This window comes from Nocardioides solisilvae, from assembly GCF_003194625.1.
GTDB classification, from domain to species: Bacteria; Actinomycetota; Actinomycetes; order Propionibacteriales; family Nocardioidaceae; genus Nocardioides; species Nocardioides solisilvae.
On sequence record NZ_QHKX01000002.1, the window covers coordinates 733,281 to 751,878 of the forward strand.

Consider the following 18,598-nt stretch of genomic DNA (forward strand, 5'->3'; position numbering starts at 1 on the left):
GAGGACGCCATTTGCCCAACCTCGTCCGGTTGCGCGGCGGCGTCGTGTTCACTTGCACCCATGCCCCCGCGTACCCCGGAGAGGCCCGCGCCAGTCGCGACCTCCGACGAGCTCCTCGCGCCGGTGAGTCCCGGCGTGGAGCTGTGCTACCAGACCTTCGGCGACCCGGGCGGCGACCCGCTGCTCCTCGTGATGGGCCTCGGCGGGCCGATGACGTGGTGGGACACGGCCCTGTGCGAGCAGCTCGCCCGGGCCGGCTTCCACGTCGTCCGCTACGACAACCGGGACACCGGCCGCTCCACCCACCTGGCGGCCCGGGTCACCCGGGCCATGCTCGTGCGCGCGTTCATGGGGCGGCGGGTGCGGGCGCCGTACTCCCTGGCCGACATGGCCGACGACGCGTTCGGGCTGATGGACCACCTCGGGCTGGAGGCCGCACACGTGGCCGGCGTCTCGATGGGCGGCATGATCGCCCAGACGATGGCGGTGGCGCAGCCGCGGCGGGTGCTCTCCCTCACCAGCATCATGTCGACCACCGGGCGCCGGACCGTCGGCTGGCAGAACCCCAAGCTCCTGCCCGCGCTGGTCGCGCCCCGGCACCCGGGCCGCGAGGCCTACGTGCAGACCAGCGCGGCGCTGTGGAAGATGATCGGCTCCCCCGACTACCCGGTCGAGCACGAGGTCCTGGCCGAGCGGGCCCGGGTCACCTACGACCGCGGCTTCGACGCCCGCGGCGTGCTGCGGCACATGCTCGCGGTGCTCACCCAGCCCGACCGGACGCGGCGACTGCGCGGCCTGCGGATCCCCACCAGCGTCGTCCACGGCACGGCCGACCGGATGGTGCACGTCTCGGGGGGCCGGGCCACCGCGGCGGCGGTCCCCGGGGCCGAGCTGGTGCTGGTCGACGGGATGGGGCACGACATGCCCGAGGCGCTGCACCCGAGCCTCGTCGACGTCATCCGTCGGACCGCCGACCGGGCCGCAGCCGCCGGCTCCCGGTGACGGGCCCGGCGCCGAGCAGCAGCAGGGCAGCGAGGCCGAACGCCTGCCACTCCCACACGGCACGCCCCTCGGCGTCGACCACGCCGCCGCGGGCCAGGGCGGCCACCACCACGCAGACCACCAGCACCTCCAGGAGCGGCGCGACCGCGCCGCGGACCCCGGCGGTTCCAGGGGCGCCGGCGGCCACCCGGGTCCGGACCGGCTCGAACCGCCCCAGCAGCACCACCAGCAGCGCCGCGGTGAGGGCGAGCAGCAGGAACCAGGCGGGCCGCGACCACCACCACGCGGCGCTGCCGGGCTCGGCCGACATCCCCGCGCCGTCGAGGCCCAACGAGGCGGCGGCGAGCAGGCCGAACGCTGTGAGGTGCCACAAGTAGACGGTCATCATCCGCGAGCCCACCAGCGCCGTCACCCGCCACACCCGCGGTCGCGCGGCCACTCGCGCCAGGCGCGGCTCGAGGAGCAGGACGGCGCCCACCTGGGCCAGACCGACCAGCAGCAGCGTCACCTTCGGCGGGATCGAGTTGTCGACGCCGTGGCCAGTCACTCCGACCATCGAGACGCCGTACGGCCCGAGGCGCACCAGCAGCACCGCCGCCAGCAGCGCCCCCGCCACCAGCAGCGCCGCTCGCCCGCGGTGCCGCTGCCCGCCCACCGCGCCGTCGCGCCACGCGTAGCCCAGCTGGTGCAGGGTGGTCCAGACCACCAGCACGTTGAGGGTGCCGACCGCGAACCCCGCGGTCCCGCCGACGACGAGGCCGACCAGGTCGACGGCGCCCGCCAGCAGCACCCCGGCCAGCACCGTGCGCAGGCCGGACCGCTCCCACCAGGCCAGCGTGAGGGGGGTGAGGGCGACGACGACCAGGTAGACGGCCAGGAACCACGTCGGCACCCACGAGGCCTTGCCCGCCACCCGCAGCCAGTCCCAGCCCAGCCCGAGGTGCCCGGCCCCCGGGGCCGCGACCACCCAGAACGCCAGCAGCGGGAGCAGCGGTCGCACCAGCCGCGCGGTCCGCGCGGCCAGCCACTCGCCGTACGGCAGCCCCCGCTCGCGGCCGCGACGCCAGGAGAGCGCGTTGACGTAGCCCCCGACCAGGAAGAAGAGCGGCACCACCTGGAGCAGCCAGGTGAACGGGTGCGCCCACACCTCGGTGCTGAGCATCCCGGTACGCCGCAGCACGCCCGCGTCGGTCACCCACAGCCCCTGCATCACCCAGTGCCCGAGGACCACCACCAGGAGCGCGCCGACCCGCACCAGGTCCACGACGCGGTTGCGGTCCGCGGGGGTCAGGGCCTCGAGGTCCGCCGCCCGCGGTCGCGCGGGGACCCCCCTCGCCGTCGGGTTCACGGGACGAGTCTTGCATCACATCCGGGCCCCACGGGTACACCCGCGTCACACGTGTGGGGGTTGCCAATGATTCACCGGTGCACTACATGTGATCTAGACCACAGAGGGAGGGAGCCATGGGATCGCCCATGAGGAGCGGCTCGAGGCGTCGACGGACGGGAGTCGCAGTGGCGGCCCTGGCGCTGTGCTCGAGCATGCTCGCGGCGTGCTCCGGAGACGACTCCGGCAAGGCGACGCTCAACTGGTACATCAACCCCGACGGCCAGGAGACGCTCAACAAGCTGGCCGACGACTGCAGCACCGACGACTACGACATCGAGATCCAGCTGCTCCCGGCCAGCGCGACCGACCAGCGCACCCAGCTGGCTCGGCGGCTCGCCGCGGAGGACTCCTCGACCGACCTGATGAGCCTCGACCCGGTCTTCGTCCCGGAGTTCGCCAACGCCGGGTGGCTCGCCCCCTTCGAGGGCGACCTCGCCGACGAGGTGGTCGACGACGACGTGCTCGAGGGCGCGGCCGACACGGTGATGTGGGAGGACGAGGTGGTCGCGGCCCCGCAGTGGGCCAACACCCAGGTGCTCTGGTACCGCAAGTCGCTCGCCGAGGCCGCCGGCCTCGACCCCGAGCAGCCGTGGACGTGGGACCAGGTGATCGAGGCGGCCGCCGAGAACGGCGGCACTGTCGGCGTGCAGGCCAACCGCTACGAGGCGTACGTCGTGTGGATCAACGCGATGATCATGGGCGCGGGCGGCCAGATGCTCGAGGACACGGAGGCCGGCCGCGACGCGAAGGTCACCATCGACACCGAGGCCGGTGCCGAGGCGGCGCGCATCATCGCCAAGCTCGCCGACTCCCCCGCGGCCCAGGCCGACCTGACCGTCTCCAACGAGGGCACCAGCCTCGGCCAGATGTTCCCCGAGGAGGGCCCCGGCGAGTTCATGGTCAACTGGACCTTCGTCTACAAGAACTACGAGGGCCAGGTCGACCAGTTCGACGACCTCGGCTGGGCGCGCTACCCGGCGACGGTGGAGGGCGAGGAGTCCCGGCCCCCGATCGGCGGCATCGACATCGGGGTCGGCGCCTACTCCGAGAACCTCGAGTGGGCCCAGCAGGCCGCGGTCTGCGTGACCAGCCCCGAGGCCCAGAGCCAGCTGGCCGTCAACGAGGGCCTGATGCCCTCGCGCGGCTCGGTCTACGACTCGGACGAGCTGAAGGAGGCCTACCCGGCCGACCTGCTCGAGCTCTTCCGGAACAGCATCGACGGAGGCGGGCCCCGGCCCAAGAGCGCCTTCTACAGCCAGATCTCCAGCGCGGTGCAGTCGGTCTGGCACTCCCCCGACAGCGTCTCGGAGGACACGCCCGGCAGGTCCGAGTCGTTCCTCAACGACGTCCTCGATGGAAAGAGGCTCCTGTGACCAGCACCGTCGTGGCACCCGACTCCAAGAAGGACCGCCGCAAGACAGCCCAGATGAGCGACCGCAGCAAGGCCGAGGAGCGGCTGGGGCAGAAGCTGGTCCTGCCGGCCATCGCCCTGATGCTGCTGGTCACGGCGTTCCCGATGCTGCGGGCGATCTACCTCAGCGTCTTCAACTACAGCCTCACGGCCCCCGACGACCGCGAGTTCGTCGGCGCGCAGAACTACATCACCGCGCTGACCGACCCGCTCTTCTGGGAGACCACCCTCAACACCGTCTTCATCATGGTCGTCACCGTGGCGGTCGAGCTGGTGATCGGCTTCATCTTCGCCATGGTGATGCACCGGGTGATCTTCGCCCGCGGCGTCATCCGGACCTCGATCCTCATCCCCTACGGCATCATCACCGTGGTCTCCGGGTTCGCCTGGCAGTTCGCCTTCAGCAACAGCAACGGCTTCGTCAACGAGTGGCTGCCGTTCCTCGACAACAGCTTCAACTGGTTCGGCGAGTACGGCTCGGCGATCGCGGCGATCATGGTCTCGGAGATCTGGAAGACCACGCCGTTCATGTCGCTCCTCCTGCTGGCCGGCCTGGCCCAGGTCTCCGAGGACATGCTGGAGGCGGCCAAGGTCGACGGCGCCACGTGGTGGCAGCGGCTGTGGAAGGTGGTCCTCCCCAACATGCGCTCCGCGATCATGGTCGCGGTGCTCTTCCGGGCCCTGGACGCCTACCGCATCTTCGACAACATCTTCGTGATGACCGCCGGGGCGCAGGGGACGGAGTCGGTCTCCTTCCTCACCTACCGGCAGGTGATCGAGCAGTTCCAGCTGGGGATCGGGTCGGCGCTCTCGGTGCTGCTCTTCCTCTCGGTGCTGGTGATCGCCGGCCTCATCGTCAAGATCTTCCGCGTCGACCTCGCCGCGGCGCGGCAGGAGGGATGACATGAGCACCAAGAACCGCATCGGCGTCGTGATCGGCGCCGTCCTCATCCTCGTCTGGTGCCTGCTGCCGGTGGCGTGGATCATCTCGCTCTCGTTCAAGTCCCAGGAGGCCATCACGACGGGCAGCCCGGGCTTCCTGCCGCGCGACGGCGGCGGCGCGGGGTGGCAGAACTACTCCGACGTCATCGCCGACGACCAGTTCCGCCGGGCGATCTTCAACTCGATCGGCATCTCGCTCATCGCGACGCTGCTCTCGGTCATCATCGCGACCCTGGCCGCCTACGCCATCGCCCGGCTCGAGTTCAAGGGCAAGAAGTTCGTCCTCACCACCGCGCTGATCATCGCGATGTTCCCCGTGGTGGCACTGGTGGGCCCGCTCTTCGACATGTGGCGCACCTTCGGCATCTACGACACCTGGCTCGGCCTGATCATCCCCTACATGTCGTTCACGCTGCCGCTGGCGATCTGGACGCTCTCGGCGTTCTTCCGGGAGATCCCCTGGGAGATGGAGCAGGCCGCGCAGGTCGACGGCGCCACCTCGTGGCAGGCCTTCCGCAAGGTGATCGTCCCGCTGGCCGCGCCCGGCGTCTTCACCGCGGCGATTCTCACGTTCTTCTTCGCCTGGAACGACTTCGTCTTCGGCATCTCGCTGACCTCCACCGAGGCGGCGAGGCCGATCCCGGCGGCCCTGTCGTTCTTCGTCGGCAACGACCCGTTCAACCGGCCGGCGTCGCTGCTGGCCGCGGGAGCCGTGGTCTCCACGATCCCGATCATCGTCATCGTCCTGCTGTTCCAGCGCAAGATCGTCGCCGGGCTCACCTCCGGCGCAGTGAAGGGTTGATCACATGGCCGCCATCACCATGAAGAACATCGTCAAGCGCTACGGCGACGGCTTCCCGGCCGTCAACGACGTCAGCATCGACGTGCAGGACGGGGAGTTCATGATCCTCGTGGGGCCCTCGGGCTGCGGCAAGTCGACCCTGCTGCGGATGATCGTGGGCCTGGAGGACATCACCGACGGCGACATGCTGATCGGGGACAAGCGGGTCAACGACCTCGCGCCCCGGGAGCGCAACCTGGCCATGGTCTTCCAGAACTACGCGCTCTACCCCCACCTCACGGTCTACGAGAACATCGCGTTCCCGCTCCGGCTCGCCGGCGCGAAGGACGAGGAGGTCGACCAGAAGGTGCGGGAGGCGTCGAAGACCCTCGAGCTCGACGAGCACCTCGAGCGCAAGCCCGGCAACCTGTCGGGCGGCCAGCGGCAGCGGGTCGCCATGGGGCGCGCGATCGTCCGTGACGCCGACGCGTTCCTCTTCGACGAGCCGCTCTCCAACCTCGACGCCAAGCTCCGCGGGCAGATGCGCACCGAGATCTCCCGGCTGCAGAAGCGGCTGGGCATCACCACGGTCTACGTCACCCACGACCAGACCGAGGCGATGACGCTGGGCGACCGGGTGGCGGTGATGAAGCGCGGAATCCTGCAGCAGCTCGCCTCGCCGCGCGAGCTGTACGAGAACCCGGGCAACCTCTTCGTGGCCGGCTTCATCGGTTCCCCGCCGATGAACTTCCTCCCCGCCGAGGTCGACGGCACCACCGTCAAGCTGCCCTTCGGAGAGGTGCAGATCCCCGAGGAGAAGGCGGCCCGGGCCCGCGGCAAGGGCCTGCTGATCGCCGGCATCCGGCCCGAGCACTTCGAGGACGCCTCGGTGGTCGACCCGTCGAAGCAGGGCTCCACCTTCCGGGCCAAGGTCGACGTCGTGGAGTGGCTGGGCAACGAGGCCTACGCCTACATCCCCTTCGAGGCCCCGCCCGAGGTGCAGAAGCAGCTGGCCCAGCTCGAGAAGGACCTCGACGGCGAGTCGCTCCGCACCCAGCTGGTGATCTCCCTCGACGGCGCCAGCCGGATCTCCGAGGGCGACGACGCCGAGATCTGGGTCGACACCTCCAAGATGCACCTCTTCGACCCCTCGACGGGCGAGAACCTCACCGTCGACGAGTCGCGGGCCGGCCGGATCCCGGAGCGGGAGAACCCCGAGGCCGCCGCCCAGGCGGAGCGGATGGCCGACGAGGGCGACGAGATCCACTCGGCCGACCCGGCCGCGCAGGAGTGAGGACGGAGGAGGAAGAAGGACGAAGGTCCCGGTCGCCTGACACATGACGGGTGCCCCCCAGGGGTACGGCAAGGACGCCGCGGGAGGTCACGCACAGCCCGCGGACACGGAGGGCCTCACGAGCTGCCGCCGGGTAGGCGGGTCGTGAGGCCCTCTTCCGTGTCAGCGACCCGGCTCGGCGACCCGTGTCAGCGACAGGCTCAGTGACCCAGCATCTTGCGCACCGGTCCGCGCTCCCCCGGCATCCGCTTGCGGGTCACGGTGACCGCGCCCATGATCGCCACGCCCTTGACCCGCACGACGGGCGAGTCGGGCCGCAGGTCGGCCGGCACCTTGTCGCGGGCCTGGTCGAAGGCGCCCATGATCCCGAAGCCCTCCACGACGACGTGGGTGCCGGCGTTGACGTAGACGTCGACCGACCCCATGAGGGTGTTGGCGTTGATGATCGTCTCGGTCGCGGCGAACCTGGCCTCGCGGAGGTCGAGCACCACCGCGCCCATCATCGAGAACGCCGTGTGGGTGGAGCCGATCTGCCAGACGCCCTTGCGGTCGACGCCCGACATGATCGCCACCGAGCTGTGGTGGCTGACGGTGGCCGGCAGGCCCGGCGCGGGGCGCGGGACGGGCAGCGTCTGCCCCAGCGGCTGCACCGGGGCGTGGGAGCCGGGCAGGTCGGCGGTGAGCGGCAGGAGGTCGGCGTAGACCTTGGCCGCGTACGCCGCCTCCAGCCGCTCCTCCAGCTCGTCCAGGTCGAGGCGACCCTCGGCCGCGGCGTCCTGCAGCGCCTCGGCGACCCGGTGCCGGTCCTGGTCGGAGACGCGCAGGCGTGAGGGGTCGGGCTGGTCCATGGGCGTCAGCCTATCGACCGGCCGCAGCGACGCCGACGAGGTTCTCCAGCACCTGCGCCACCCCGTCCTCCTCGTTGCTCGCCGTGACCTCGTCGGCCGCGGCCCGCACCACGGGCTCCGCGTTGGCCACCGCCACCCCCCGACCCGCCCACGCGAGCATCTCGACGTCGTTGGGGGCGTCCCCGAAGGCCAGCACCTCCTCGCGGGCCACGCCGAGCGCGTCGCAGAGGCGGGCGAGCCCCCACGCCTTGGAGACGCCCTCGGCCATCACCTCGAGGAACGGAGCCCCCGACCGCGTGACGGCGAAGCCCGCCAGCCCCCGCTCGGCCACGAGCCCGGCGAGCCGGTCGGCGAGCTCCTGCACGGCCAGGCCGGGGTGGCGGACCACCAGCTTGAGGCTCGGGGCGGCCAGCACCTCGGCGAGCGGGTGCCCGCCCATCGTGGCGACCTCGCGCTTGTGGTCCTCGAAGCTCGCGATCGCGGCGTACCCCTCCTGCGCGACGAAGCCCTCTCCCCCGTCCCGCACGCTGACGCACAGCACGCCCGGCACCCGTTCGACCAGCGCCTCGACCAGCGCCCGCTGCGCCTCGACGCCGAGGTGGCTCTCGAAGAGCCGCTCGCCCGTGCCGAGGTGGAGGCCGAGGCTCCCGTTGCTGCAGACCGCCCACCCGTCGAAGCCTGCCTGCTCGGCGATCCGCCGGACCCCGACGGGCTGCCGCGCGGTCACCGGCACCACCTGGATGCCGGCCGCGCGGACGGCGTCGAGGGACGCCCGGGTGCGCGGGCTGAGGCTCAGGTCGTCGCGGAGCAGGGTCCCGTCGAGGTCGGTGGCCACGAGCCGGACGGAGTGGGGCGGCATCCCGGCAGCGTAGGCGCTCAACGGTCGGTGCGGACCGTCCTGCCCAGGGACAGGGCCCGCACGTCGTGGCTGATCCGCATCGAGCAGAACCGCGGCCCGCACATCGAGCAGAACTGCGCGCTCTTCGCGCTCTCCGCCGGGAGCGTCTCGTCGTGGTAGGCCTCGGCGGTGCGCGGGTCCAGGGCCAGGGCGAACTGGTCGTGCCACCGGAACTCGAAGCGGGCCCGCGACAGCGCGTCGTCCCACTCCCGGGCGCCGGGGTGGCCCTTGGCCAGGTCTGCGGCGTGGGCGGCCAGCTTGTAGGTGATCACCCCGGTCTTCACGTCGTCGCGGTCCGGCAGCCCGAGGTGCTCCTTGGGGGTGACGTAGCAGAGCATTGCCGTGCCGTGCATCGCGATCGCGGCGGCGCCGATCGCCGAGGTGATGTGGTCGTAGCCGGGCGCCACGTCGGTGGCGAGCGGGCCGAGCGTGTAGAACGGCGCGCCGTGGCACCACTCCTGCTGCAGGCGGACGTTCTCCTCGACCAGGTGCAGCGGCACGTGGCCCGGGCCCTCGACCATCACCTGGACGTCGTGGGCCCACGCGCGCTCGGTCAGCCCGGCCAGCGTGCGCAGCTCGGCGAGCTGGGCGGCGTCGTTGGCGTCGGCGACCGAGCCGGGCCGCAGGCCGTCGCCGAGCGAGATCGAGACGTCGTAGCGGGCCAGGACCTCGCAGAGCTCGTCGAAGTGGGTGTGCAGGAAGTTCTCCTCCTGGCGGGCCAGGCACCAGCCGGCCATGATCGAGCCGCCCCGGGAGACGATCCCGGTGACCCGGTCGGCGGTCAGCGGGACGTGCTCGAGCAGCACCCCGGCGTGGATCGTCATGTAGTCGACGCCCTGCTCGCACTGCTCCACGACGGTGTCGCGGAAGACCTCCCAGTCGAGGCGGTCGGCGCGGCCGTCGACCTTCTCCAGCGCCTGGTAGACCGGGACGGTGCCGATCGGCACCGGCGAGTTCCGCACGATCCACTCGCGGGTGGTGTGGATGTCGTCGCCGGTGGAGAGGTCCATCACCGTGTCGGCGCCCCAGGTCACCGCCCAGGTCAGCTTCTCGACCTCCTCGGCGACCGAGGAGGTGACCGCGCTGTTGCCGATGTTGGCGTTGACCTTCACGAGGAACCGGCGCCCGATCACCATCGGCTCGAGCTCGGGGTGGTTGACGTTGGCGGGGATGATCGCGCGCCCGGCCGCCACCTCGGCGCGGACCAGCTCGGGGTCGCAGCCCTCGCGGGCCGCCGCGTACTCCATCTCGCGGGTCACCACGCCCCGGCGCGCCCACGCCATCTGGGTCACCCTCTCCCCGCGTCGCGGCCGGCGTCGCTCGCCCCGCCACTCGCCCCGCGCGGCGCCGCGGCGCACCGAGCCCCGCCCGTTGTCGAGCAGCTGCACGGGGCGGCCGTCGTACTCCTGCGTGTCGCCGCGGGCGGCGATCCACCCTGCTCGCCACGGCGCCAGCCCCACCTCGGGGTCGCTGCCCGGGCCGGTCGTGCAGTAGCGGTCGAAGGTCTCGCCGTTGCTCAGCGCGATGCGGGTGACGGGGACGCCGAGGTCCCCCTCGGTGACGCGGGCGTGGCTCGGGTGAACGGGGTGGCCGGGCTGGACGGGGTGGCTGGTCATGCGGGTGCTCCTTCATCTGTCGGGACGGGGGTGGTGTGGGCGACGGGGCCGCGGCCGCGGCCCAGCCGCCAGCCGCGGCCCGCGGCCAGTCGTCCGGCGGTGTACGCCGCCGCCGCGGCCGCCGCCTCGGCGAGCGGGAGCCCGTGGGCCAGGTGGGCGGCGAGCGCGCTGGAGTGGGTGCAGCCGGTGCCGTGGTCGTTGTCGGTGGCGACCGGCGCGTGGGCGACCTCGACGACGTCGCGGCCCGGCAGCGCGAGCAGGTCGCAGCCGCTCTCCCCGCCGGTCACCAGGACCCGGAACCCGCGCGCGACGAGCAGGCCGGCGAGGTCGCGGGGGGTGCCGTCGCGGCCCGCCAGCGCGGCGGCCTCGTCGACGTTCGGCGTGGCGACGGTCGCCCACCCGAGCAGGTGCTCGCGGTAGGCGGCGACCACCTCGGCGTCGCCGAGGACGGCGCCGCTGGTGGCCACCAGCACGGGGTCGACGACCAGGGGGAGGCCGGCGCGGCCCACCCGCTCGGCGACCAGCCGGACCACCTCGGCGCTGCCGAGCATCCCGGTCTTCACCGCGGCCACCGGCAGGTCGTCGAGGACGGCGTCGAGCTGGGCGGCGACCACGTCGGTCGGCACCGCGTGGACGGCGTGCACGCCGAGGGTGTCCTGGGCGGTCACGGCGGTCACCACGCAGGCCCCGTGGGCCCCGAGGTGCCCGACGGTCGCGAGGTCGGCGGCGATCCCCGCCGCCCCGCCCGAGTCGGTGCCGGCCACGGTGAGCACCACCGGCGGGGTGCCACTCACGACCCGACCTCCGCCAGCAGGCGGGCGACCGCCTCGGCCGGGTCGGTCTCGCGCATCACGCCGCCCATCACGGCGACGCCGTGCGCGCCGGCGTCGACGGCGGCTGCCGCCGTGCCCGGCTCCACGCCGCCGAGCGCCAGGACCGGGAGCGGGTGGCCGGCGAAGGCGGAGGCGGGCAGGGCCGGGCCGTACCCCGGCTTGCTGGCCGACGCGGCGTACGGCGACAGGGTCGCCCACCGCGCCCCCTCGGCCGCGGCCCGGCCGACCGCGGCGACATCGTGGCAGGAGCGTCCCCACCACGTCGCCCCGGACGGGACGGGCTGGTCGGCCGCGAGGTGCATCCCCCGGGCCGACGGGTCGGGCAGTCGGGAGGTGAGGACGGTCAGGCCCGGCAGCCGGGAGAGCCGCGCGACCAGGGCCCGGCGCACCGGCGCCGACAGGTCGTGCTCGCGCACCACCACGGCCCGCAGCCCCGCGGCGTGGCAGGCGGCCACGGTCGCGGCGAGGCCCCGGCCGGCCGGCAGCTGCCGGCGGTCGGTGAGCAGGAGGAGGCGCGGCAGCGGGCTCATCCGACCCGCCCCGCCACCGGGCTCGAGGCCCGGGCCACGTCGAGCCGCGGGATCCGCCCGGCCCCCCGCGCCGCGCGGCCGGCCTCGACGGCCAGCCGGAGCGCCCGGGCCATCGCGACCGGGTCCTCCGCGCGGGTCACCGCCGTGGCGGCCAGCACCGCCGCGCACCCCAGCTCCGCGGCGAGCGCCGCGTCGGAGGCGGTGCCCACCCCGGCGTCCAGCACCACCGGCACGGCGACCGCCGCCACCACCGCCTCCAGCGACCACGGGTCGAGGACCCCGCGCCCGGAGCCGATGGGCGAGCCGAGCGGCATCACCGCGGCGCACCCGGCGTCGGCCAGCCGCCGCGCCAGCACGGGGTCGCAGGGGGCGTAGGGCAGCACGGTGAAGCCGCGGGCCACCAGCGTCTCGGCGGCGTCGACCAGCTCGACCGCGTCGGGGAGCAGCGACTCCTCGTCGCCGACCACCTCGAGCTTGACCCAGTCGGTGCCGAGGGCCTCGCGGGCCAGCTCGGCGGTGAGCACGGCCTCCCGGGCGCTCGTGCAGCCGGCGGTGTTGGGCAGCACCCGCACACCGTGCTCCCGCAGCGTGTCGAGCAGGCCGCCCCCGCCGCTGCCGGAGGTGCGCCGCATGCTCACCGTCACCAGGCCCGGCTCCGCGGCCGCCAGCACGTCGGGCAGCAGGGAGAGCCGCGGCAGGCCGCCGGTGCCGAGCCAGAACCGCGAGGCGACCGTCTCGCCCGCGACGACCAGGGGGTCCCTCATCCGCCCGGCACCGCCTGCACGACGTCGACGACGTCCCCGGGCCGCAGCGGGTGCCCGGCGTGGGCGGCGCGCGGCACGACCCGACCGTTGACGGCGACGGCGCACCCGGTCGTCGGGGCGTCCCGGTGGCGCAGCAGCGCGGCCAGGTCGCCGTCGGGCACCTCGACCTCTCGTCCGTCGAACGTGATCCTCACGGGTTCCTCCTCGGGTCCCAGGGGTGGTGGACGGTCCCCGACTCCAGGTGGTCGGCGACCAGGCGGGCGGTCAGCGGGGCGAGCAGCACCCCGTGGCGGTGGTGCCCGGCGGCGAGCACCACGCCGGGCAGGTGGGTGGGACCGACCAGCGGCCGGTTGTCCCGGGTGCCGGGCCGGTCCCGGGCGGCGGCCTCGAGCCAAGTGGCCCGGTCCAGGCCCGGGAGCAGGACGCGGGCCGCGTCCAGCAGCCCGTGGACCCCGCCGGCGGTGACCACGGGCGGGCCGTCGTGCTCCTCCGTGGTTGCGCCGACCACGACCTCGCCTCCGGGGCGCGGCACCAGGTAGACGGAGCGGCCGCGGACCGTGCCGCGCACGACGTGGCGCGGCGGGTCGTCGGCCCGCACCCGGAGCACCTCGCCCCGGACGCCGCGGACCAGGTGGGCGAAGGGCTCCGGCAGCCGCGCCCCGGTGGCCACCACGACCGCGTCGTGGCCCCGCCCCGGGACGGGCTCCCGGTCGAGGTCCCACGCGGAGGGTCGCAGCACGTCGGCCAGCCGCTCCCGGAGCGCCGCCACGACGGCCCGCGGGTCGACGGCGAGGTCGTCGGGCAGGCGCAGTCCCCCGGCCGCCCGCGCCAGGCACGGCTCGGCCCGGGCCAGCGCCCGGCGGTCCAGCGGCTCGGCCGCCTCGCCCAGCGCCGCGAGCAGCGCGGCACGGCGCTCGAGCTCGAGGAGGTCGCCCGCGTCGTATCCGACCATGAGGGTCCCGGCCGTCTGCAGCCGGACCCCCAGGCGCGCGGCGAGGACGGGCCACAGCCGGGTCGACTCCCGCCCGGCGGCGAGCAGGTCGGCCTCGCCGTGCCACGCCTCCCCCGCCGGGCCGAGCATGCCGGCGGCCGCCCACGACGCCCCGCGCCCGGGGACCGGGTCCCAGACGGTCACCCGGTGGCCGCGGCGCGCGAGCTCCTCGGCGCAGGCGAGGCCGACGACCCCCGCGCCGAGCACCCGCACCCGCAGGCTCCCCACCCGCGTCACCGGACGGCCGCCACCAGCTCCTCCGCCGCCGCCACCGGGTCCCGGGCACTCCAGATCCCCGCGATCACCGCCACGCCGTGCGCGCCCGCCGTCCGGGCCACCCGCGCGGCGGCCGCGTCCACCCCGCCGATCGCCACCAGCGGCAGCACGCCCGCCGCACGGGTGAGCGCGTCGGGCCCCAGGGGGTCGGGGAGCCCGGCCTTGCTGGTCGTCGCCCAGACCGGCCCGAAGCCGGCGTACGACGCCCCCGCGTCCGCGGCGCGCTCCGCGTCGTCACGGCTGCGGCAGGTGGCCCCGACCAGCAGGTGGGGCGCCACCCGGCGGGCGGCCGCGACCGGCAGGTCGTCGGCGCCCAGGTGGACCCCGTCGGCCCCCGCGGCCAGCGCGACGTCGAGCCGGTCGTCGACCACCACGACGGCGCCCGCGGGGCGGACCGCCCCGACCACCAGCTGGGTGAGGGCCAGCGCGTGCCGGTCGGTGCCGGTCTTGTCGCGGACCTGGAACCCGTCGACGCCGACGGCCGCGAGGTCGGGCAGCAGGCCGAGGTCGTCGTGGGGGGAGACGAGGCAGAACAGGTGGGGCAGCACGCAGGGCTCCTGACGCTTCCTTCGCCGGCATGACCCGGATCAGGTTCGACGGTCGGAGCGGCCCCAGCTCCCTCTCAGCCCGCTGCCGCAGGCTCCCGTGGTGGACGCCGGCGAGGTTAGCGAAGGGTCCCGGACCTGTCCAGACCCGTGCGGGCGTCGCCGGTCGCCCCTAGGCTCCTGCCAACACGTCAACCGGGGGGTCTCTCGATGGGTCGCATCCTGCTCTTCTACGTCGCGCCGCTGGTGCTGTCGATCTACTGCCTGGTCGAGGCGATCACCGCCGACGACGGCGAGGTGCGCCACCTGCCCAAGATCGGCTGGATGCTGCTCATCCTCTTCTTCCCGGTGGTGGGCGCGGTGGCCTGGCTGGCCGCGGGTCGGCCGGTGGCCCGTCGCCGCGCCCCCGGCGAGCGGGCGGCGCCGCAGTTCCCGGAGTACGACCGGCCCGGGCGCGCCGCCGCGACCGACGCGGCCTCCGACGAGGAGTTCCTGGCCCGGGTGCGCGAGCGCGCGGAGGAGCAGCGGAGGCGCTACGAGGCCGAGCAGCGACGCAAGCGGGAGCAGGAGGAGGCCGAGCGGGAGGAGCGACGCCGGCGCCGCGGCGCCGAGGACGGCACGCCCGAGGACGACCCCGCCGCCGGCTGAAGCCTCACGCGGCCGCGGCGGCCAGTCGACGGCGTACGGCGGTCGCGGCGGTGCGCCCCGCCCGCCCGGCGCCGATCGTGCTCGCCGACGGCCCGTAGCCGACGAGCTGCACCCGTGGGTCGGCCACCGCCGTGGTGGCGCCCTGCACGTTGCCCGGGACGTGCTCGAGCGCGATCCCCCCGTGCGGGGAGCGCAGCCCCAGCGGGGCGAGGTGGTCGACGGCCGCCCGGAAACCCGTGGCCCAGAGGATCGCGCCCACCTCCTCGAACGCCGGGCCGCCCGGCGCCCCGTCGGCCCAGCGGACGCCGGCCGGCTCGACCGAGGTGAACATCGGCCGACGGCGGTAGGCGCCGAGCTCGGCGGCCCGCCGCTCCTGGGGGCGCAGGGCCAGCCCGGTCACCCCCACGACGCTGGTCGGCGGCAGCCCGCGGCGGACCCGCTCCTCGACGGCGGTGACCGCGGCCAGCCCGGCCTCGGCGTCGAAGTCGTCGTCGCGCCACACCGGCTCACGCCGGGTCACCCAGAGCGTGTCGGTGACGGGGGCGAGCTCGCCGAGCAGCTGGACGGCGGAGGCACCGCCGCCGACCACCAGGACGCGGGTGCCGCGGAAGTGCTCGGCCCCCGGGTAGCGGGCCGTGTGGAGCTGCTCGCCGGCGAAGGAGGCGACGCCCGGGTAGTACGGGACGAAGGGGCGGGTCCAGGTGCCGGTGGCGTTGACCAGCGTCCGGGTGCGCCAGCTGCGCCGACCCGCTCGGTCGTGGCCGTGGACGACGAGCAGCCCGTCGTCGTCCTCGACCCGGTCCACCCGCACGGGCCGGACGACGGGCAGGTCGTGGCGCCGTTCGTAGGCGGCGAACCACGCCGGCACCACCTCGTTGGCGCGGCGAGCCGAGCGCGGCGGTGCCGCGTCGCCGGGCAGGTCGGCGACCCCGTGCACGTCGTGCATCGTCAGGGAGTCCCACCGGTGCTGCCACGCCCCGCCCGGGGCGTCGGCCGCGTCGAGCACGAGGTGGCGGATCCCGAGCCGGGACAGGTGGAACGACGCCGCCAGGCCGGCCTGGCCCGCGCCGATGACCACCGAGTCGAGGACGTCCACGTGCACGTCAACGCCCGCGGTCCTCGAAGTATTGCCCCGTGGGGTCAGGCGCCGACGACCAGCACCGGTGCCGAGGAGACACCGACCGCGACCCTGTCGCCGGGGCGCAGGTCGGTCGCCGCGGCGCTCGCCAGCTGGGCCACCAGCTCGCGCCCGTCGGGCAGCGCCACGTGGACCCGCGAGACGGGCCCGAGGAAGCCGACGGAGACGACGGTGCCGTCGCCGTCGGCCGCGGGCGCGAGCTCCAGCGACTCGGGGCGCACCAGTGCGAGCCCCTCCCCCGCGGTCGACCCGTCGAGGACCGGCACCCGCCGGCCCAGCACCGCGGCCTCGCCCGACTCGACCGTCGCGGGCACCCGGTTGGAGAGGCCGACGAACTCGCCGACGAAGGCGGTCGCGGGCGAGGAGTAGAGCTCGGCCGGTGGGGCGAGCTGCTCGAGCCGCCCGGCGTTCATCACGCCGACCCGGTCGGCGACGGCGAGCGCCTCCTCCTGGTCGTGGGTGACGAAGAGCGTGGTGGTGCCGACCTCGAGCTGGACCTTGCGGATCTCGTCGCGCAGCTGGACGCGGACCTTGGCGTCGAGCGCCGAGAGCGGCTCGTCGAGCAGCAGCACCGACGGCTCGACCGCCAGCGCCCGGGCGAGCGCGACGCGTTGCTGCTGGCCGCCCGAGAGCTGGTGGGCGTAGCGGTCGCGGTGCTGACCGAGGCCCACGAGCTCGAGCATCTCGGCGGCGCGATTCTTGCGCTCCTTGCGGCCGCGGCCGCGCATCTTGAGGCCGAACGCGACGTTCTGGCCGACGGTGAGGTGCGGGAAGAGGCTGTAGGCCTGGAAGACCATCCCCATGTCCCGCTTGTTGGCGGGCACGTTGCTGACGTCCTTGCCGCCGACGGTGACGGTGCCGGCGTCCTGGTGGTCGAGGCCGGCCAGGATCCGCAGGGCGGTGGTCTTGCCGCAGCCCGAGGGGCCGAGCAGCACGACCATCTCGCCGGGCTCGATCCGCAGGTCGAGCCCGTCGAGGGCACGCACGTCGCCGAAGTGGCGCTGCAGGCCCTTCATCTCGATCACGGTGCCGTTCATTCACTTGCCTCCGGACATGGTGCGTCGACCGCGGTCGAGGAAGGAGAGGAGCAGCAGCAGGACCGCCGCGAAGAGGATCGAGGCCAGCGCCGCCGCCATCGAGGTCTGGGCGTCGCTCTTGCCGAGCAGCACGATGGCGACCGGCAGGGTCTCGTAGTTGAGCAGGGAGGCGAACGTGTACTCCCCCAGCACCAGCGCGACCGAGATGAACGCCGCGCCCAGCACGCCGGGCCAGATGTTGGGGAGCACCACGCGCACGATCACGGTCCACCAGCCGGCGCCCAGCGAGCGGGCCGCCTCCGAGAGGGTGCGGACGTCGAGGGACGACAGCGACGCGTCGATCGCCCGGTAGGCGTAGGGCAGCACCAGCACGACGTACGAGAACGTCAGCACCAGGGAGGTGTCGCCGAAGAAGTAGCGCAGCCAGCTGAACACGTTGGCGCTGCCGACCACGATGACCAGCGCGGGGATCGTGAGCGGGAGCAGGCAGAGGAACTCCACGAGCCGCGTCGCGCGGGGCAGCCGCAGCCGGACCCAGACCATCGTGGGCACGAGCAGCACGACCATCCCGACGACGGTGAGGCCGGCGAGGGTGAGGCTGGTGACGATCGCCTGGGACATCAGCGGGTCGTCGAGGAGGCCCTGCCAGGCCTCGCCGGTCCGCCCGCCGCCGCGCACCTCGGTGCTGAAGTCGAGCAGCGCCACCAGCGGCAGCAGGAAGAAGACGGCGAAGGCCAGGACCAGCAGGCCCCGCACGCCGCGAGCGAGGAGCGTCACCGCAACCACCTCGACGTACGCCGCAGCAGCAGCGCGTAGCCCACCATCACGACCACGACGACCAGGATCATCTGCAGGGCCAGCGCGAAGGCGAAGTTGGCCTGGCCGAGCACGACCTCGCTGGTCAGCGCGGAGCGGATGAGCAGGGGCGTGATCGGGGCGCCCTGGCTGACCAGGGCGGCGGCGGTCGCGTAGGCCGCGAAGGCGTTGGCGAAGAGCAGCAGCATCGAGCCCAGGAACGCCGGGCGCAGCAGCGGGAAGGCGACCTGGGTCCAGTAGCGCCGGGTGCTCGCGCCGAGGTTGAGCGCAGCCTCGCGCCACTGCGGCCGCAGGCCCTCCATCGCCGGCAGGAAGACGATCACCATGAGGGGGATCTGGAAGTAGGTGTAGACGAGCACCAGGCCCGGGAGGTCGTAGAGCCAGCCGGAGCCGGTCGCGTCCATCCCGAAGGCGTCGGCCAGCAGCTCGGTGAGCAGGCCGCCGAAGCCCAGGGTCGCCATCCAGGCGAAGGCCAGCGTGACGCCGCCGAACTGGGCCAGCACGCTGCAGACCGAGGTGATCACGCGGCGGGTGACGCTGGCGGGCGGGGCGCTCACCACAAGGTAGGTGAGCAGCGCGCCGAGGACGGCGCCGATCGCGGCGGAGCTGGCCGAGAGGACCACGCTCTGCCACAGCGCCCGGAGCGCGGTCTCGCTGCCCAGAGCCTCGATCTTCTCCAGCGAGAAGCCGCCGCCCTCGTCCTGGAACGCGCCGACCACGACGGTGACGGTCGGGACGAGCAGGAAGAGCGCGACGAAGACGAGGAAGGGCAGCAACCCGACCGACGGGCCGACGCCGAGGCGCCGACCCGTCGGGGCGGGGGTGGAGGTGCTCACCG

The 18,598-nt window shown here is 74.1% G+C and carries 20 protein-coding genes; 6 read left to right on the forward strand and 14 right to left on the reverse strand.

What is annotated here, in order from left to right:
* The first annotated feature begins 60 nt into the window (after positions 1–60).
* Positions 61–1,002 carry an alpha/beta fold hydrolase gene (locus tag DNK53_RS09545; protein ID WP_110182029.1) on the forward strand — a complete coding sequence of 314 codons (942 nt, stop codon included), beginning with the start codon at positions 61–63 and terminating at the stop codon, positions 1,000–1,002.
* Here the strand turns inward: DNK53_RS09545 and DNK53_RS09550 are convergent.
* A complete protein-coding gene (locus DNK53_RS09550) occupies positions 956–2,350 on the reverse strand; it encodes an acyltransferase family protein (RefSeq protein WP_110182030.1) in 1,395 nt (464 codons plus the stop codon). The genes DNK53_RS09545 and DNK53_RS09550 overlap by 47 nt on opposite strands.
* 128 nt (positions 2,351–2,478) lie before the next feature.
* On the opposite strand from DNK53_RS09550, the gene DNK53_RS09555 reads away from it, so the two are divergent.
* The 4 genes from DNK53_RS09555 to DNK53_RS09570 are packed head-to-tail and all read left to right on the forward strand — an operon-like array spanning position 2,479 to position 6,820.
* Positions 2,479–3,765, forward strand: coding sequence for an extracellular solute-binding protein (locus DNK53_RS09555; protein ID WP_162599862.1), 1,287 nt, complete (start codon positions 2,479–2,481; stop codon positions 3,763–3,765).
* Positions 3,762–4,706: a carbohydrate ABC transporter permease gene (locus tag DNK53_RS09560; RefSeq protein ID WP_239456452.1), complete on the forward strand. Its 945-nt coding sequence runs from the start codon at positions 3,762–3,764 to the stop codon at positions 4,704–4,706. The genes DNK53_RS09555 and DNK53_RS09560 overlap by 4 nt, the downstream gene beginning before the upstream one ends.
* A 1-nt stretch (position 4,707) precedes the next feature.
* Positions 4,708–5,547, forward strand: coding sequence for a carbohydrate ABC transporter permease (locus DNK53_RS09565; RefSeq protein WP_110182032.1), 840 nt, complete (start codon positions 4,708–4,710; stop codon positions 5,545–5,547).
* 4 nt (positions 5,548–5,551) lie between these two features.
* Positions 5,552–6,820 (forward strand): ABC transporter ATP-binding protein, encoded by a 1,269-nt coding sequence (locus DNK53_RS09570; protein ID WP_110182033.1) that lies wholly within the window; start codon positions 5,552–5,554, stop codon positions 6,818–6,820.
* A 200-nt stretch (positions 6,821–7,020) separates the two neighbouring features.
* On the opposite strand, the gene DNK53_RS09575 is transcribed toward DNK53_RS09570, so the two are convergent.
* Genes DNK53_RS09575 through DNK53_RS09615 form a run of 9 tightly spaced genes read right to left on the reverse strand, consistent with a single transcriptional unit; the run spans position 7,021 to position 14,124 of the window.
* Positions 7,021–7,668 carry a DUF1707 SHOCT-like domain-containing protein gene (locus DNK53_RS09575; RefSeq protein WP_110182034.1) on the reverse strand — a complete coding sequence of 216 codons (648 nt, stop codon included), beginning with the start codon at positions 7,666–7,668 and terminating at the stop codon, positions 7,021–7,023.
* A 10-nt stretch (positions 7,669–7,678) separates the two neighbouring features.
* Positions 7,679–8,527: a Cof-type HAD-IIB family hydrolase gene (locus DNK53_RS09580; RefSeq protein WP_110182035.1), complete on the reverse strand. Its 849-nt coding sequence runs from the start codon at positions 8,525–8,527 to the stop codon at positions 7,679–7,681.
* Positions 8,528–8,544: 17 nt separating this feature from the next.
* Positions 8,545–10,182, reverse strand: coding sequence for a phosphomethylpyrimidine synthase ThiC (gene thiC / locus DNK53_RS09585; protein WP_110182036.1), 1,638 nt, complete (start codon positions 10,180–10,182; stop codon positions 8,545–8,547).
* Positions 10,179–10,976 carry a bifunctional hydroxymethylpyrimidine kinase/phosphomethylpyrimidine kinase gene (gene thiD / locus DNK53_RS09590; RefSeq protein ID WP_110182037.1) on the reverse strand — a complete coding sequence of 266 codons (798 nt, stop codon included), beginning with the start codon at positions 10,974–10,976 and terminating at the stop codon, positions 10,179–10,181. Before thiD ends, thiC begins: the two co-directional genes overlap by 4 nt.
* Positions 10,973–11,545 carry a thiamine phosphate synthase gene (locus DNK53_RS09595; protein WP_110182038.1) on the reverse strand — a complete coding sequence of 191 codons (573 nt, stop codon included), beginning with the start codon at positions 11,543–11,545 and terminating at the stop codon, positions 10,973–10,975. The genes thiD and DNK53_RS09595 overlap by 4 nt, the downstream gene beginning before the upstream one ends.
* Positions 11,542–12,309: a beta/alpha barrel domain-containing protein gene (locus DNK53_RS09600; RefSeq protein ID WP_110182039.1), complete on the reverse strand. Its 768-nt coding sequence runs from the start codon at positions 12,307–12,309 to the stop codon at positions 11,542–11,544. Before DNK53_RS09600 ends, DNK53_RS09595 begins: the two co-directional genes overlap by 4 nt.
* Positions 12,306–12,503 carry a sulfur carrier protein ThiS gene (gene thiS / locus DNK53_RS17490; protein WP_162599863.1) on the reverse strand — a complete coding sequence of 66 codons (198 nt, stop codon included), beginning with the start codon at positions 12,501–12,503 and terminating at the stop codon, positions 12,306–12,308. The genes DNK53_RS09600 and thiS overlap by 4 nt, the downstream gene beginning before the upstream one ends.
* On the reverse strand, positions 12,500–13,528 hold the full coding sequence (gene thiO, locus DNK53_RS09610) for a glycine oxidase ThiO (RefSeq protein WP_162599864.1): 1,029 nt from the start codon (positions 13,526–13,528) through the stop codon (positions 12,500–12,502). Before thiO ends, thiS begins: the two co-directional genes overlap by 4 nt.
* A 5-nt stretch (positions 13,529–13,533) precedes the next feature.
* Entirely contained in the window at positions 13,534–14,124 is a 591-nt protein-coding gene (locus DNK53_RS09615; protein ID WP_110182042.1) for a thiamine phosphate synthase, read from the reverse strand.
* 207 nt (positions 14,125–14,331) lie between these two features.
* On the opposite strand from DNK53_RS09615, the gene DNK53_RS09620 reads away from it, so the two are divergent.
* The gene (locus DNK53_RS09620) at positions 14,332–14,769 is read left to right on the forward strand and encodes a PLD nuclease N-terminal domain-containing protein (RefSeq protein WP_110182043.1); all 438 of its coding nucleotides are present in this window, start codon (positions 14,332–14,334) and stop codon (positions 14,767–14,769) included.
* A gap of 4 nt (positions 14,770–14,773) precedes the next feature.
* Here the strand turns inward: DNK53_RS09620 and DNK53_RS09625 are convergent, their stop codons facing one another.
* Genes DNK53_RS09625 through DNK53_RS09640 form a run of 4 tightly spaced genes read right to left on the reverse strand, consistent with a single transcriptional unit; the run spans position 14,774 to position 18,596 of the window.
* Complete coding sequence (locus tag DNK53_RS09625; protein ID WP_420846492.1) at positions 14,774–15,871, reverse strand: NAD(P)-binding domain-containing protein; 1,098 nt, start codon at positions 15,869–15,871, stop codon at positions 14,774–14,776.
* A gap of 38 nt (positions 15,872–15,909) precedes the next feature.
* Positions 15,910–16,944, reverse strand: coding sequence for an ABC transporter ATP-binding protein (locus DNK53_RS09630; RefSeq protein WP_110182044.1), 1,035 nt, complete (start codon positions 16,942–16,944; stop codon positions 15,910–15,912).
* Positions 16,945–17,721 (reverse strand): ABC transporter permease, encoded by a 777-nt coding sequence (locus DNK53_RS09635; RefSeq protein WP_204163840.1) that lies wholly within the window; start codon positions 17,719–17,721, stop codon positions 16,945–16,947.
* Positions 17,718–18,596, reverse strand: coding sequence for an ABC transporter permease (locus tag DNK53_RS09640; protein ID WP_110182045.1), 879 nt, complete (start codon positions 18,594–18,596; stop codon positions 17,718–17,720). The genes DNK53_RS09635 and DNK53_RS09640 overlap by 4 nt, the downstream gene beginning before the upstream one ends.
* Positions 18,597–18,598 lie beyond the last annotated feature (2 nt).